Annotated in this window: 17 protein-coding genes; 8 read left to right on the top strand and 9 right to left on the bottom strand. The window is 63.1% G+C overall.

Going from position 1 to position 12,695, the window contains the following annotated elements; translation table 11 throughout:
- Positions 1 to 149 precede the first annotated feature (149 nt).
- From D3227_RS19235 to D3227_RS19225, 3 genes are all read right to left on the bottom strand, one after another.
- On the bottom strand, positions 150 to 572 hold the full coding sequence (locus tag D3227_RS19235) for a DUF6163 family protein (protein WP_120015889.1): 423 nt from the start codon (positions 570 to 572) through the stop codon (positions 150 to 152).
- Positions 569 to 1,612: an enoyl-CoA hydratase/isomerase family protein gene (locus tag D3227_RS19230; protein ID WP_120015888.1), complete on the bottom strand. Its 1,044-nt coding sequence runs from the start codon at positions 1,610 to 1,612 to the stop codon at positions 569 to 571. The genes D3227_RS19235 and D3227_RS19230 overlap by 4 nt, the downstream gene beginning before the upstream one ends.
- A gap of 130 nt (positions 1,613 to 1,742) precedes the next feature.
- Positions 1,743 to 2,300, bottom strand: coding sequence for a methyltransferase family protein (locus D3227_RS19225; RefSeq protein ID WP_120015887.1), 558 nt, complete (start codon positions 2,298 to 2,300; stop codon positions 1,743 to 1,745).
- 181 nt (positions 2,301 to 2,481) lie between these two features.
- Here D3227_RS19225 and D3227_RS19220 point away from each other — a divergent pair, with 181 nt between their 5' ends.
- The 3 genes from D3227_RS19220 (at position 2,482) to D3227_RS19210 (ending at position 5,242) form a co-directional block, all read left to right on the top strand.
- The gene (locus tag D3227_RS19220) at positions 2,482 to 3,306 is read left to right on the top strand and encodes a DUF2066 domain-containing protein (protein WP_120015886.1); all 825 of its coding nucleotides are present in this window, start codon (positions 2,482 to 2,484) and stop codon (positions 3,304 to 3,306) included.
- Positions 3,307 to 3,380: 74 nt separating this feature from the next.
- A complete protein-coding gene (gene hemB / locus D3227_RS19215) occupies positions 3,381 to 4,412 on the top strand; it encodes a porphobilinogen synthase (protein ID WP_120015885.1) in 1,032 nt (343 codons plus the stop codon).
- Between the two features lie 185 nt (positions 4,413 to 4,597).
- Complete coding sequence (locus tag D3227_RS19210; RefSeq protein WP_120015934.1) at positions 4,598 to 5,242, top strand: dihydrofolate reductase family protein; 645 nt, start codon at positions 4,598 to 4,600, stop codon at positions 5,240 to 5,242.
- Positions 5,243 to 5,311: 69 nt separating this feature from the next.
- Here the strand turns inward: D3227_RS19210 and ppk2 are convergent, their stop codons facing one another.
- Entirely contained in the window at positions 5,312 to 6,232 is a 921-nt protein-coding gene (ppk2, locus tag D3227_RS19205; RefSeq protein WP_120015884.1) for a polyphosphate kinase 2, read from the bottom strand.
- A 269-nt stretch (positions 6,233 to 6,501) separates the two neighbouring features.
- On the opposite strand from ppk2, the gene D3227_RS19200 reads away from it, so the two are divergent.
- Positions 6,502 to 7,545 (top strand): aldo/keto reductase, encoded by a 1,044-nt coding sequence (locus tag D3227_RS19200; RefSeq protein ID WP_120015883.1) that lies wholly within the window; start codon positions 6,502 to 6,504, stop codon positions 7,543 to 7,545.
- Between the two features lie 23 nt (positions 7,546 to 7,568).
- Here the strand turns inward: D3227_RS19200 and D3227_RS19195 are convergent, their stop codons facing one another.
- Positions 7,569 to 8,540 carry a glycosyl transferase family 90 gene (locus tag D3227_RS19195; protein WP_120015882.1) on the bottom strand — a complete coding sequence of 324 codons (972 nt, stop codon included), beginning with the start codon at positions 8,538 to 8,540 and terminating at the stop codon, positions 7,569 to 7,571.
- A 201-nt stretch (positions 8,541 to 8,741) separates the two neighbouring features.
- Here D3227_RS19195 and D3227_RS19190 point away from each other — a divergent pair, with 201 nt between their 5' ends.
- Positions 8,742 to 8,900, top strand: a complete 159-nt coding sequence (locus tag D3227_RS19190) for a hypothetical protein (protein WP_120015881.1) — start codon at positions 8,742 to 8,744, stop codon at positions 8,898 to 8,900.
- A 41-nt stretch (positions 8,901 to 8,941) separates the two neighbouring features.
- Here D3227_RS19190 and D3227_RS19185 read toward each other — a convergent pair whose 3' ends face one another.
- The gene (locus D3227_RS19185; RefSeq protein WP_006201925.1) at positions 8,942 to 9,202 is read right to left on the bottom strand and encodes a DUF982 domain-containing protein; all 261 of its coding nucleotides are present in this window, start codon (positions 9,200 to 9,202) and stop codon (positions 8,942 to 8,944) included.
- A 70-nt stretch (positions 9,203 to 9,272) separates the two neighbouring features.
- Positions 9,273 to 9,938 (bottom strand): GntR family transcriptional regulator, encoded by a 666-nt coding sequence (locus tag D3227_RS19180; RefSeq protein WP_120015933.1) that lies wholly within the window; start codon positions 9,936 to 9,938, stop codon positions 9,273 to 9,275.
- A gap of 118 nt (positions 9,939 to 10,056) precedes the next feature.
- Between D3227_RS19180 and D3227_RS19175 the strand changes: the two genes are divergently transcribed.
- The 3 genes from D3227_RS19175 to D3227_RS19165 all read left to right on the top strand — a co-directional run bounded on the left by D3227_RS19175 (position 10,057) and on the right by D3227_RS19165 (position 12,196).
- A complete protein-coding gene (locus D3227_RS19175) occupies positions 10,057 to 11,310 on the top strand; it encodes an MFS transporter (protein ID WP_120015932.1) in 1,254 nt (417 codons plus the stop codon).
- 61 nt (positions 11,311 to 11,371) lie between these two features.
- Positions 11,372 to 11,752 (top strand): YkvA family protein, encoded by a 381-nt coding sequence (locus tag D3227_RS19170; protein WP_120015880.1) that lies wholly within the window; start codon positions 11,372 to 11,374, stop codon positions 11,750 to 11,752.
- Positions 11,753 to 11,821: 69 nt separating this feature from the next.
- A complete protein-coding gene (locus tag D3227_RS19165; protein ID WP_120015879.1) occupies positions 11,822 to 12,196 on the top strand; it encodes a DUF423 domain-containing protein in 375 nt (124 codons plus the stop codon).
- A gap of 17 nt (positions 12,197 to 12,213) precedes the next feature.
- On the opposite strand, the gene D3227_RS41660 is transcribed toward D3227_RS19165, so the two are convergent.
- Both D3227_RS41660 and D3227_RS41655 read right to left on the bottom strand, forming a co-directional pair.
- Positions 12,214 to 12,363 (bottom strand): hypothetical protein, encoded by a 150-nt coding sequence (locus tag D3227_RS41660; RefSeq protein ID WP_167480755.1) that lies wholly within the window; start codon positions 12,361 to 12,363, stop codon positions 12,214 to 12,216.
- Positions 12,364 to 12,424: 61 nt separating this feature from the next.
- Entirely contained in the window at positions 12,425 to 12,568 is a 144-nt protein-coding gene (locus tag D3227_RS41655; protein ID WP_167480754.1) for a hypothetical protein, read from the bottom strand.
- Positions 12,569 to 12,695 lie beyond the last annotated feature (127 nt).

Genomic DNA, 12,695 nt, shown 5'->3' with positions numbered 1-12,695 from the left:
CGACTTAAACGCCAAGGCTAACAAGAGCTTACCGGTAAGAGGTTTCGAAAGAGGCTTAACGATCGGTCACCCGAGCAAGGATAATTAACCTAAAGATTTAGCCAATGATCTGCGGGGTGTCGCGACAGCGAATTCCGGGGCCTGGCAGCCTATCGTCGGGCCTGGCGCTTCTGCAGCCAGATGATCACCCGGAAGACGATGTAAAGCAATGCCACCGCCGCATGCGAGGCAATGATCAGCAGCCGGTGGCCGAACAGGTTGGGAAAGCCGGCATACATGACGATCTCGGTCGCCGCGCAGATGAACCAGATCACCGGGCCCCAGGAGGCGAGCATCCAGAGGCCGGCGGCGGCGAAGGGAAAGAAGACGGCGAGCATCACCGCCGCGATCTGCCAGTGCACGGGCATCAGGTCGAAGCGCCACAACGGACCTGGGTAGAAGCCGATCAGCCGGATCCAGTAGAGGATGCCGAACAGCAGGCAGTAGCCGGCGACGACACGCTGGAACCAGGCGAAGATGATTTCGGTGGTCGAGGGCTGCAGCACGACGCGCCTGGAGGTGACCTCACTCACAGGTCGAGCTCCCGGTCGCCGAGCGGCGCGAAATAGGCGTCGACGTCCGCTGCCCGTACCGCATCGAGGCTTGCCGGGCGCCATTGCGGTTTCGAGCCCTTGTCGATGATGGCGGCGCGGATGCCCTCATAGAAATCGTGGCCCGCCAGCATCCGGTTGAGGATGCGGAATTCCATCTTCATGCACTCGTCCATCGACAGCGTCAGCCCGGCGCCAATCTGGCGCCAGGCAACGTGCAGGCTGGTCGGCGAGCGCGTCCTGATCGTCGCCAGCGTCTTTGCGGCGAACTCGTCGGCGGTCGCCGCCCGCTCCAGGCTGGCGATGATATCGACCAGAGACGGCTGTGCGAAATGGCGGGAGATCATCTCCAGAACCGGCCGGTCGATCTCGCGCTTTGCCGCGACGAAAAAGCCGCGCAGCACCGTTTCCGGATCACCGGTGACGCAGAGGCGATCAAGAAAACCCGACTGGTCCTCGGCCTTGATGGTGTGGGTGGCCAGGCCCGACCACAGCGCGTCGCCATGGCGGATGCGGTTTCCGGTCAGCGCCAGATACATGCCGAAGCTGCCGCCGAGGTCAGGCAAAAGGTGGCTGGCGCCGACATCGGGGAAAAAGCCGATGCCGACTTCCGGCATGGCGAACTGGGCGTTCTCGGTCATCACACGCTGCGAGCCGTGGAACGAGATGCCGACGCCGCCGCCCATGACGATGCCGTCGATCAGCGCGACATAGGGTTTTTTGAATCGCTTGATGCGGGCATTCAGGCGGTATTCGTCGGCGAAGAACTCGACCGGAGGCTGTCCGGCCCGGCCCGCCTCGTAGATGTGCAGGATGTCGCCGCCTGCGGAGAACGCCCTGCCCTCGGCCTTGACGATGACGACGTCGACGCCGTGATCACGCTCCCAGGCGCTGAGCGCCTTGTCGAGCGCCCTGACCATGCGATGGGTGACGGCATTGAGCGCCTGCGGCCGCGTCAGCGTGACGACGCCGGCCCTGCCCAACCGCTCGAAGCGAATCTCGTCGCCTCCATCAAAATCCATCGCCAGAGAATCCCTCCCCCGCGTGTGCGGGACTGAAGTGCTAAGCGGCGACAGAGTGAAGGTCAATTGCCGGGCGCCGCGACAGCCGCCTTCATACCGCTCGATTGGTGGTCCGACGGCGACGGGCGCGCTACCACACGAACGGGATCAGCGCCTTCGTCCGCCTTGCATAGTCCGGAAATTCTTCGGGAAACTGCCGTGCCAGAAGCCTGTCTTCCGCGCCGACGCGCCAGAGGAAGATCGCGCCCAGCAGGATCAGCAGAAAGACGAAGCCGCCGCCCACCACGATCGCCGAACCGATGCATGCGACCAGGCCGCCAGTGTACATGGGATGGCGCACGAAGCGGTACGGGCCCGAGGTCACGAGTTCATGCCCTTGCTTGGACGAAACGATCTGGCTCCAATTGCCGCCAAGGCTTTGCCTTGCCCAGACCAGGAAGGCCATCCCGGCAACAGTTACGACGACACCGATGCTGCTCAAGACGGCGTTTACAGGGGCGAAGTTGACGAACCGGAATATCGACAGACGAGGCAGCAGGAAAGCAGCAATCATGGCGACCATCAGGCCCAGGCGCTGCGGCATGTGCTCCTCGGTATCGCGTTTCGCGCCGAACGCCGAAACGGTCAGGTAGACGATCAGCAGGATCCAGGCGGCGTATACGAGCCAGATGAAAGCCATAGGGTTCATGGCGTTGCTCCTTCTTCGCCCCCGATTTGATGCCCCAGGGAAGTTGGGGCTGATGCGAAGCCCAGCGGGTTAGATGTGAGTGCGGTGCCTAGATGCGTCAATGCCGGCGGTGCAAGCGCGGCGCCTTGGCGCCGGCGTTGCCCGGTGCTAAACGTGACCGCCTTGAACCGGACGGCAAGCCATGCCTGGATTTTCACGCTTTGTGCTTGCGATGATCGGCCTGACGGCCGCCCTGTCGATCGTTCGGCCCGCGGACTCCGCAGACATGGCAGAGCTCTACCAGTCGCAGACCATCGTCACCGGCCGGGGCGAGGTGAACCGCCAGATCGGCTTCAGGGATTGCCTGGACCGGGTGCTGGTCAGGGTTTCCGGCGACCAGCGGCTGCCGCAGAAGCCGGAAATGCTGGCTCTGCGCGACAAGGCCGGCGATTTCGTCGACACTTTCCGCTACCGCGACCGGCTGGAAGGCATTCCGGTGCATGACGAGCAAGGCACGCATGACCGGCCGCACGACCTCACCTGCCTCTACAAACCGGAGGTGATCGACAGACTACTCACTCAGCTGGGCAGCAAGCCGTGGCTTGGCGAGCGGCCGCGGCTCGGCGTGTTCCTCACTGCCGAACAAGGTGCCAAGCGTTTCGTGCTGACGGCCGACGATCCGCGCGGCGAAGCGATGCGCGAATCCTTCCTCAATGCCACCGGACCGCTGCTGATGCACACCGTCTTCCCGCCAGCGGCGCTGCTTTCCGGGGTGGACGAGAAAGTGCTGCATGCCGCAGATTTGGCGAGCCTCGACGGATTGGCACGGAAGGCCGGAGCCGACCAGGCGTTGGCCGGCAGCATCGTCTGGAGCGACAAGCAGTTGGGCTGGATCGCCGACTGGCGACTGACCACGTGTGGCAAGACCTATCACTGGCAGGTGCGCGGCGTCAGTTTCGACGAGGCGTTCCGCGTTGCCATGCGCGGTGCCGCGCAGGTGCTGTCGGGCAATGGCCAGCCCGCCTGACACTGGCACAATCGTGTCGCATTGGTCAGCGGCGGAGGCGCGTGGTAAAAGCCGGCCAAACAAGAGTTTTGGCGATGAACAGATCCACCCCCGCAAAGCCTGCCGGCGCGCGCAGCGTCGACGAGATCACCGGCAGCCGTAGGCTCAGGCGCATGCGCAAGGCCGACTGGTCGCGCCGGCTGGTGCAGGAGAACCGGCTTTCGGTCGACGATCTGATCTGGCCGATCTTCGTCGTCGACGGCAAGAATGTGCGCGAGCCGATCGCCGCCATGCCCGACGTCTTCCGACTGTCGCTCGACCTTGCGGTCAAGGAGGCGGAGCGCGCGGCGAAGCTTGGTATTCCGGCGATCGCCACCTTCCCCAATGTCGAACTTTCCCTGCGCGACCAGACCGGCTCGCACATTCTCGATCCCGAAAACATCATCAACCGCGCCACCCGCGCCATCAAGCATGCGGTGCCGGAGATCGGCATCATCACCGACGCCGCGCTCGACCCGTTCACCAGCCACGGCCATGACGGCGTCTTGCGCGACGGCATCATCGTCAATGACGAGACGGTGGAACAGGTCACCGCAGCGGCTGTCATCCAGGCGGCGGCGGGCGCCGACATCATCGCGCCTTCGGATATGATGGACGGTCGCATCGGCGCCATCCGCGACGCACTCGACGCCAACGGTTTTCAAGACGTGGCGATCATGTCCTATGCGACGAAATTCGCTTCCGCCTTCTACGGTCCCTACCGCGAAGCGGTCGGCACCGCCGGCCTGCTCAAGGGCGACAAGATGACCTACTACATCGACCATGCCAATTCCGACGAAGCGGTGCGCGAGGCTGAACAGGACCTCGCCGAAGGCGCCGACATGCTGATGGTCAAGCCCGGCCTGCCCTATCTCGACATCATCCGCCGGCTGAAGGACGAGCTTCAGATGCCGACCTTCGCCTACCAGGTGTCTGGCGAATATTCGATGATCAAGGCCGCGGCCGCCAATGGCTGGATCGACGGCGAAAAGGCGATGCTTGAGAGCCTGCTTGCCTTCAAGCGCGCCGGCTGCGACGGCATCCTCACCTATTTCGCGCCGCAAGTGGCGGCGATGCTGAAGGGGTAGTCCCTTCCAGTCGCGCCAGCCGCTGGCCGACCGCGACGTCTCTACGCAAGACCCGATCGTCATTACACGAGCGACGGCATCATGCAGTAGTTGATCGCATCCCAGAAAAACCGCTTGCTTTTTGCAACCAGTATGATTAGAAACTAACTGCTTGCAAATCACCACCGGTTATGGAGGAGGCTTTCATGTCCAAGCTTCGTGTCAATGCTTTCACCCTGTCGCTCGACGGCTATGGCGCCGGGCCCGACCAGACTCTGACCAACCCGCTCGGTGTCGGCGGGGAGGCCCTGCACAAATGGATGATCGGTACCCGAACCTTCCGCAAGATGACCGGCAAGGATGGCGGTACCACGGACACGGACGAAGCTTTTACGGTGCGCAGCTTCGAGAATGTCGGCGCCTGGATCCTCGGCCGCAACATGTTCGGGCCGATCCGCGGTAATTGGCCTGACGAAAGCTGGAACGGCTGGTGGGGCGATAATCCGCCCTACCATGTGCCGGTCTTCGTGCTGACCCATCACAAGCGCGCGCCGATCGTCATGGAGGGCGGCACGACCTTCTATTTCGTCACCGACGGCATCCACGCGGCGCTCAAAGAGGCGAAATCCGCGGCTGACAGCAAGGATGTGCGGGTAGGCGGCGGCGTCGCCACCATCCGGCAGTATCTCCAGGAGAAGCTCATCGACGAGATGCACCTGGCGATCTCGCCGATGCTGCTCGGTTCCGGCGAGAATCTGTTTGCCGGGATCGATATGCTCAAGCTCGGCTATCGGTGCACCGAACAGGTTGCAACGCCTTTGGCCACGCATGTGGTTATCAAGCGCACTTAGCTCTCATTGCGGGGGCAGCCCCTCTACTCCGCGAAGGAATGCTGCTCGTATGGGTCTTGGCAGCGCGCCTCAATACTTCGCCGGCACGTAAAGCTCGCGCGGCAGCGTCTGGCGCTCATATTCGGGATTGAAGACGCGCTCGGGCAGCGTGATCTCCTCGTGCGGCACCTCCTCGTAAGGCACCTGCTGCAAGAGATGGTCGATGCAGTTCAGCCGCGCCCGTTTCTTGTCGTTGCCTTCGACGATGAACCAGGGCGCTTCCGGGATGTTGGTGCGGGCGAAGGTCTCTTCCTTGGCCTTGGTGTACTGTTCCCAGCGCACGCGCGACTGCAGATCCATGGGCGACAGCTTCCACTGCTTCATCGGATCGTGGATGCGCATCAGGAAGCGCATTTGCTGTTCCTCGTCGGTGATGGAGAACCAGTACTTCACCAGCGTAATGCCGGAACGCACCAGCATGCGCTCGAACTCCGGCACGTCGCGGAAGAATTCCTCCACCTGGTCCGACTCGGCAAAGCCCATCACCCGCTCGACGCCGGAGCGGTTGTACCAGGAGCGGTCGAACAGCACGATTTCGCCGCCCGCCGGCAGATGCGGGACATAGCGCTGGAAATACCATTGCGATTTCTCGCGCTCGGTCGGCGCGGGCAGTGCGACGACACGGCAGATGCGCGGGTTGAGCCGCTGGGTAATGCGCTTGATGACGCCGCCCTTGCCCGCGGAATCGCGGCCCTCGAAGACCACCACGACCTTCTTCTTGTGATAGGCCACCCAGGACTGCAGCTTGATCAGTTCGGACTGCAAGCTGATCAGGTCGCGAAAATACTGCATGCGATCGATCGATGGCGGATGCGCGTTCTTGTAGATCTTGGCGATCTCCAGCGACAGCGCGGGCTCCGACATTTCGAGCTCATAGTCTTCGTCGAGCGTGTCGGCGAGCTCGGCTTCAAGCCAGTCCTTGGCGGGAGAATTCTGTTTTAGCTCGGTCATTTGCGCTGCTCCGCTTGCAAGCCCTGTCGGGGTCATCTCCGGCGCCTCAAGCCCCTGCCCGCGGCCTGGAATGGAAACACCTTGAGCCGACTTCAATATAGGCCGGCAATGACGGTTTTATTGCAGTGACCGGTGCGCCTTCCGTCAAGGCCAATCGGCGAGATTGTAGTCGGCCAGCCCCGGCAGAGGGGCGACAAGCGGCGAGAATTGTCCTACAAATGCGCAGAGCTCGCCCGAGCCCGTTTTCAATCAAATCGCGAGGACCTGACATGGAATACCGCACCCTCGGCCGTTCCGGCTTGAAAGTTTCGACGCTGACAATGGGCACCATGACCTTCGGCGGCGCCGGCGCATTCGCGGCGGTCGGCAAGACCGATCTCGCGGAAGCAAAGCGAATGATCGACATGTGCATCGATGCAGGCATCAACCTCATCGACACCGCCAATGTCTATTCGAACGGAATTTCGGAAGAGATCATCGGCGAGGCGCTCGGCGGCAAGCGCAAGGCCGACGTGCTGGTCGCGTCCAAGGCGCGCATGCGCATCGGCAACGGCCCCAACGACGAAGGCCTGTCGCGCCATCACCTGATCCGCGAATGCGAGAGGAGTCTGGAGCGGCTCAAGACCGATGTCATCGACATCTACTTCCTGCACGAGTGGGACGGTGTGACGCCGCTGGAGGAAACCATGGCCGCCCTCGACACCTTGGTCGGCCAGGGCAAGGTCCGCTATGTCGGCTGTTCCAATTATTCCGGCTGGCAGGTGATGAAGGCGCTCGGCATCAGCGACAGAAGCCACCAGCCGCGCTTCGTCACCCAGCAGATCCACTACACGCTCGAAGCGCGCGAGGCCGAATACGAGCTGTTGCCGATCTCGGTCGACCAGGGCCTCGGCGTGCTGGTGTGGAGCCCGCTCGCCGGCGGATTGCTGTCCGGCAAATACCATCGCGACAGCCCCACCGCCCGCCAGCTCGGTGGCTGGTCGGAACCGCCGATCCGCGACGAGGATCGTCTGTGGCGGATCGTCGACGTGCTCAACGAGATCGGCAAGGCTCGCGGCGTCTCGGCCGCGCAGGTCGCGCTTGCCTGGCTGCTCGGCCGCCCCGCCGTCGCTTCGCTGGTGATCGGCGCACGCAGCGAAACACAGCTCAAGGACAATATCGCCGCCGCCAGCCTGACGCTGTCCTTCGACGAGCGCCATCGTCTCGACGCCGTTAGCAGGCCGCCGGTGCTCTATCCCTACTGGCATCAGCAGTTCACCGCCAAGGAGCGCTTCGGCCCGGCCGATCTGGTTCTCGACCGCAGCGGCCTCTGACAACGCCTCACGGTGAGCCTCGTCTAGCCCGAGATAAAGCGCCAGACCTCGGCGTCGGGCTCGACCTGGCCGCTGAGCACGAAGTATTTGTAGAGCACGAGCAGGGAAATCGCCTGCTCGGCCCGCTCGTTGCAGAATTTGCGGCAATAGGCGTTGGCCGCGCCAATGATGCGTTCGGCCTCGGCCGGATGCCGTTCGAAATGACGCACCTTGTCGGCAAGGTCGGCAAAATCCGGCTCGAGCGGCACATAGTGGACGTTGGCCTCGATCTGCTCCTCAGCGAACCAGGTCTCGTATGTCGGCGGCGGCATCAGGCACAGCGAGTTCGAGCTCATGATCCATTTGAGGTTGGTCGCCACGTCGTTGCCTTCGAGCGAAACGATGTAGCGGTAGTGCCGCTGCTGCTCGATGGTGAGATAGGGCTTGCGGAATTGTTCCGCCGCTGTCCGTTTGGGTGTACCGACGTCGCAGAAAGACAGGTTGCGGGTGGCCTCGAGAAACACGGTCCGTATCGGATTGTTGAGTTCGCCGCGCCAGACCACGGCCGGACGCTTGTCTATGAAACGCGTCCTGTCGGCCGGCATGTGGAAGTGGCGGAATTTGTCGAGCTTCATCAGGACGGCGTTTGTGTTGTCGTCGTTGATCGGTCGATCCTTCACGACCGCCGGCATGTTGGGCACGTTGATGACATCGCCGAATTCCACATCGATGAGCAGTCCGGGATCGAAGTAGCGCGCAAACTCCTTCAGGTCGTAGTAGTACATGCTCGGCGAAAACGGCAGCCGGCTGACAGGCACCGCAGCCGGGCTCGGCACGAAGGCGTGCTGCAGCTTGTTGTAGTAATTCAGCCGCTCGCGGACCGCGGCGTCCGAGAGCCTGACCTGGTCAAGCCAGCCGGTGAGCCTGCGACGGAACAGTGCCTGCGGCACGATATCGCGCGCGGCATTGCGTGCGTAATAGAACACCTTTACCGCGTTGCGCAGAGCTGTGGCCATCGGTCACTTGATCAAAACAAAAAGGGCGGCTCCAACAAATCTCGGCCCCCCGGTTCTCTCCTACACCATTGTGCCACGCATCTTGCAAGCCCGGAACCGTGCAGGAGCAAACTGCCGGCACCATCGCTTCAGCTGTTGTGTTTGCCGACCAATGCTCCTAGGCAGGGTCAGGAGCCTCCGGGCATACGAAAGGGAACCGATATGGCGCGAGCACCGAATTACGGACAGGAACGCAAGGAGCGTGACCGCCAGAAGGCCGCCAAGAAGGCCGAAAAGCTGGCGGCCAAGGTCGCGGCAAAGGAACGCGAAAAGCCTGAGGACCGGACCAGCGTTGAAGCCGAGGCGGAAACCGCAGAGTAGCAAAGCACCCGAGCGGGATGCCGCTCAAGATTCAGCTGTGTTCAGGCCGGCGCCTTGTCGCTGACGAAGACGTTCACTTCGCGCGCAGCGGCAATGAAGGCGCGCCTTGCGTTCATGGCCGGCTTGTCGCCGGCCAGCGCATCATGACAGGCCTGCAGCGCTTCGCGATGCTTGGGACTGCGCTTGCCCGGCCAGCTGTTGAGCAGATAATCGGAAGCCTCACGCGCCGAACGCAAGAGCTGATTGGGTCCGGCCGTGGCCGACTTGACGGTCACGGGTGTTTCAAATCGGTTGTTTTCCATCGCCGCTCTTACGCCATCGGCGGCGGCGAAGCGAGACCGAATGTGCGTTTCATCGTCGGGTGCCGGCTTTTCACGCGGCGACGACGGCGAAGCCCCTGGCGCGCAGGCCACGCCGGTCGTTGTGAAGCGATGTCACCAGACGGTCGCGGCTGCCGATGATGTGGGCCGAGAGCAGCCGCGCCGCCTCATCCGCGTTGCCGGCGCGCACCGCCGCCAGGATGGAATGGTGCTCCGTCCAGGCGCGGCCTAGGGCTGCCTCGTCGCGAACCTCCAGCCAACGGGCGCGCGACAGCCGCGTCATGGCATCGCGCACCGCCCTGAACAGGAAGTCGTTGCCGGACAGGCGCGCCAGCTCGATATGAAAATCCATGCCGACGCTGTGCCATTCCTCGCGCGGGGTGTCGTCATCGCAAGAATCGAGCATCGCCTCGATGTCGTCGATGACGCTCCTGTCGCTTAGCGCACAGGTCAGCCGCACCGCAGCGACCTCGACCGCTTCGCGATAGACCGCGATCTGCTCCAGCTCGGCCAGATTGATCGGCGAGACCGTCCAGCCGCGCCCATCGCGGCAGATCAGGCCTTCGGTCTCCAGACGCAGCAATGCCGCCCTGACCGGCGTGCGCGAGGCGCCGAACCGGCTTTCGATCCAGCGCTCGGTCAGCCGCTCGCCCGGCCCGATCTCGAGGTCGAGGATCATCTCGCGCAATTGTCGTTCGACGCTCTGCATCTGCGACATGGTGGTTCCGTTCGTATCGGCCGCATTGACAGCGACGGGGCTGGGGTTCATGACGAATACCAGCTTGGTATCCCAAATTGGTATCCGCAACAAGGGCGATACCCGGGCAGGACAGGACATGGCGCAGGACGGCACAGAACAAAGCACCTACAACGTCCACTGGCGGCGCAATCTCACCGTGTGCTTTGCAGGCTCGTTCAGCACGCTCATCGCCATGACATTGCTGCTGCCTTTCCTGCCGCTCTATGTCGAGCAACTGGGTGCAGAGGGCCACGCAGCGATCGTGCAATGGTCCGGCATCGCCTATGGCGCGACCTTCCTTGCCGCGGCACTTGTCGCGCCGCTGTGGGGTCGGCTCGGCGACCGCTACGGCCGCAAATTGATGCTGGTGCGCGCCAGCTTCGGCATGGCCATCTGCATGTCGCTGACCGGCATGGTCGAGACGGTCTGGCAACTGGTGCTGCTGCGCCTGCTGATCGGCTTTGCCGGCGGCTATTCCTCGGGTTCGACCATCCTGGTCGCCATGCAGACGCCGAAGGATCGCTCCGGCTGGGCGCTCGGCGTGATGTCGTCCGGCATCACCGCAGGCGGCCTGGTCGGCCCGTTGCTTGGCGGCGCGCTGCCGCCGCTGATCGGCATCCGCGCCACCTTCCTGATGTCGGGCGGCGTCATCTTCCTTGCCTTCCTGGCGACGACTTTTCTCATCAAGGAGAACCCTCGCCCGCTGGCTGCCAAGAACTCATCGACGGCGAAACCGCAGAGCGGCTGGTCGCAGATCCCCGACAAGCGTCCCGTCGTCGCCATGCTGGCGACCGGCATGCTGCTCGCCTTCGCCACCATGTCGATCGAGCCGATCATCACCGTCTATGTGCAGCAGCTGATCGAGGACCAGAGCCGGGTGACGATGGTTGCCGGCGTCGTCATGTCTGCAGCAGCATTCGGCGCCATCTTGTCGGCCTCGTGGATGGGCAAGCTTGCCGACCGCATCGGCCACTGGAACGTCGTCGTTGCAGCACTTGCCGTCTCGGCCCTGCTGCTCATTCCGCAGGCCTTCGTCACCGAGGGCTGGCAGCTTATCGGCCTGCGCTTCCTGATGGGGCTGGCACTGGGTGGCCTGCTGCCCTGCATCACCAGCGTCATCCGCCACAATGTTCCCGATGGCGTCGGCGGCAATGTGCTGGGCCTGTCGATCTCGGCGCAATATGTCGGCCAGGTCGTGGGGCCGCTGCTCGGCGGCTTCGCCGGCGGCCATTTCGGCATGCGCTCGGTGTTTCTCGGCACGTCGATGCTGATGGCAGGTGGCGCGGCCTACAACTGGATTGTCCAGTCGCGACGCACGCGCAACATGCTGGCGCAAGCCGGCAAATCCTGACACGGCTCGGCATTCCCGGTTTGAATTGTCAGGCGCCACCTTTTGCGGATAATCCCGCCCCATGAACGGCAGCCTGAAGGACTGGGCACGCACGATCAAGCTGGACGTGCACGCGATCTACCTCGCAGCCGGCGATCCCCGCACCCCATGGTATGCGAAGGTGCTGGCGCTGTGTGTCGCCGGATATGCGCTGTCACCAATAGACCTGATTCCCGACTTCATACCGGTCCTGGGATATCTCGATGACGTGATCATCGTGCCGCTCGGCATTCTGGCCGTGCTGAAAATGATCCCACCAGAGGTCATGGCAGAACATCGAGCCGCCGCCGCGCTCGCGGCACAGCGCCCGGTATATCGAACCGCCGCCGTCGTGATCGCCTGCGTCTGGGGCGCATTCGCCGCACTGGCTGCGTGGCTCGGCTATCGCTACTTCACCGACTGAGTTCTGGGCACTATCCACGTCCAGGTTTCTCAACACCGCATTCGTCGTTTGACAATTCACGGAGGCACCATGGACATAACTGAACAACCGGCAGGCAACAGCAGCCGCCTCCTCGTGCTGGCTGGCGGCCTCTGCGGCGCGGCGGGCGTGGTGCTGTCAGCCGCTGAAGCGCATCTGGGCGGCGCCTTCGTCAGCACTGCCGCGTCCTTCTTTTTGATGCATGCACCGGTCTTTCTCGCCGTCGGCCTTATCGGCGCAGGCCGGGTGCTGCGTGTCGCGAGCCTGATCCTGCTTGTCGGGCTGGTGCTTTTCTGCGGCGATCTTCTCGCCCGCGATTTCCTGGGGTCGCGACTGTTTCCGATGTCGGCGCCGATCGGCGGTACCTTGCTCATCGCCGGCTGGCTGGCGATCGCCGGCTCGGCGCTGCTGCGCCCTCGCCCCTGAGCCAGAGGCGCGAAAGCTCAGTCCTGCCGGCGTTCACGCCTGGCCAGCAATTCGCGGCCGCGCGCGGCCGGTCCTGTCGGGCGCCGCCGCTCAGGCCGGTCGGAAGCCGGCGAGATGCCCCAATAGTTGCGGTAGATGTCCTCGAACAGATGGCTGATCGGGTGCATAGCTTGGTCTCCTTTCCAATATTGAATCGATCCAATCGGCAGCCGAAAAACGGCAGCCTGCTTAGCCGCGCTTGCGTTCCACGAGCAATCGCAGGTCGCGCTTCCAGGTGCTGGTGGTGCCACGGCGCTTTTCGGTCCTGGCGACCGAGGCGAGACCCCAATCGTTGCGGTAGATGTCTTCGAACAGGTAATTGACGGGATGCATGGCACCCTCCTCTCGGTTTGCCCAATCAAATGTGATTGGATCGATTCAAAAATAGGCTTCGGTGCGCCAATGTCAAGCAAAAATTTGAATCGATCCAACGAAAGTGCTAGATAGGGTGAGGAGGCAG

Source organism: Mesorhizobium waimense (assembly GCF_003601975.1).
In the GTDB taxonomy this organism is placed as follows: domain Bacteria; phylum Pseudomonadota; class Alphaproteobacteria; order Rhizobiales; family Rhizobiaceae; genus Mesorhizobium; species Mesorhizobium waimense.
Note: the sequence above shows the minus strand (reverse complement) of the source record. Positions and strands in the feature narration are given on the sequence as shown.

What these genes read in the sequence shown, in the direction of transcription:
- D3227_RS19230 (WP_120015888.1), bottom strand. Translation starts at nt 1,612, where the DNA reads ATGGATTTTGATGGAGGCGACGAGATTCGCTTCGAGCGGTTGGGCAGG.
- D3227_RS19225 (WP_120015887.1), bottom strand. Translation starts at nt 2,300, where the DNA reads ATGAACCCTATGGCTTTCATCTGGCTCGTATACGCCGCCTGGATCCTG.
- D3227_RS19220 (WP_120015886.1), top strand. Translation starts at nt 2,482, where the DNA reads ATGCCTGGATTTTCACGCTTTGTGCTTGCGATGATCGGCCTGACGGCC.
- hemB (WP_120015885.1), top strand. Translation starts at nt 3,381, where the DNA reads ATGAACAGATCCACCCCCGCAAAGCCTGCCGGCGCGCGCAGCGTCGAC.
- D3227_RS19210 (WP_120015934.1), top strand. Translation starts at nt 4,598, where the DNA reads ATGTCCAAGCTTCGTGTCAATGCTTTCACCCTGTCGCTCGACGGCTAT.
- ppk2 (WP_120015884.1), bottom strand. Translation starts at nt 6,232, where the DNA reads ATGACCGAGCTAAAACAGAATTCTCCCGCCAAGGACTGGCTTGAAGCC.
- D3227_RS19200 (WP_120015883.1), top strand. Translation starts at nt 6,502, where the DNA reads ATGGAATACCGCACCCTCGGCCGTTCCGGCTTGAAAGTTTCGACGCTG.
- D3227_RS19195 (WP_120015882.1), bottom strand. Translation starts at nt 8,540, where the DNA reads ATGGCCACAGCTCTGCGCAACGCGGTAAAGGTGTTCTATTACGCACGC.
- D3227_RS19190 (WP_120015881.1), top strand. Translation starts at nt 8,742, where the DNA reads ATGGCGCGAGCACCGAATTACGGACAGGAACGCAAGGAGCGTGACCGC.
- D3227_RS19185 (WP_006201925.1), bottom strand. Translation starts at nt 9,202, where the DNA reads ATGGAAAACAACCGATTTGAAACACCCGTGACCGTCAAGTCGGCCACG.
- D3227_RS19180 (WP_120015933.1), bottom strand. Translation starts at nt 9,938, where the DNA reads ATGTCGCAGATGCAGAGCGTCGAACGACAATTGCGCGAGATGATCCTC.
- D3227_RS19175 (WP_120015932.1), top strand. Translation starts at nt 10,057, where the DNA reads ATGGCGCAGGACGGCACAGAACAAAGCACCTACAACGTCCACTGGCGG.
- D3227_RS19170 (WP_120015880.1), top strand. Translation starts at nt 11,372, where the DNA reads ATGAACGGCAGCCTGAAGGACTGGGCACGCACGATCAAGCTGGACGTG.
- D3227_RS19165 (WP_120015879.1), top strand. Translation starts at nt 11,822, where the DNA reads ATGGACATAACTGAACAACCGGCAGGCAACAGCAGCCGCCTCCTCGTG.
- D3227_RS41660 (WP_167480755.1), bottom strand. Translation starts at nt 12,363, where the DNA reads ATGCACCCGATCAGCCATCTGTTCGAGGACATCTACCGCAACTATTGG.
- D3227_RS41655 (WP_167480754.1), bottom strand. Translation starts at nt 12,568, where the DNA reads ATGCATCCCGTCAATTACCTGTTCGAAGACATCTACCGCAACGATTGG.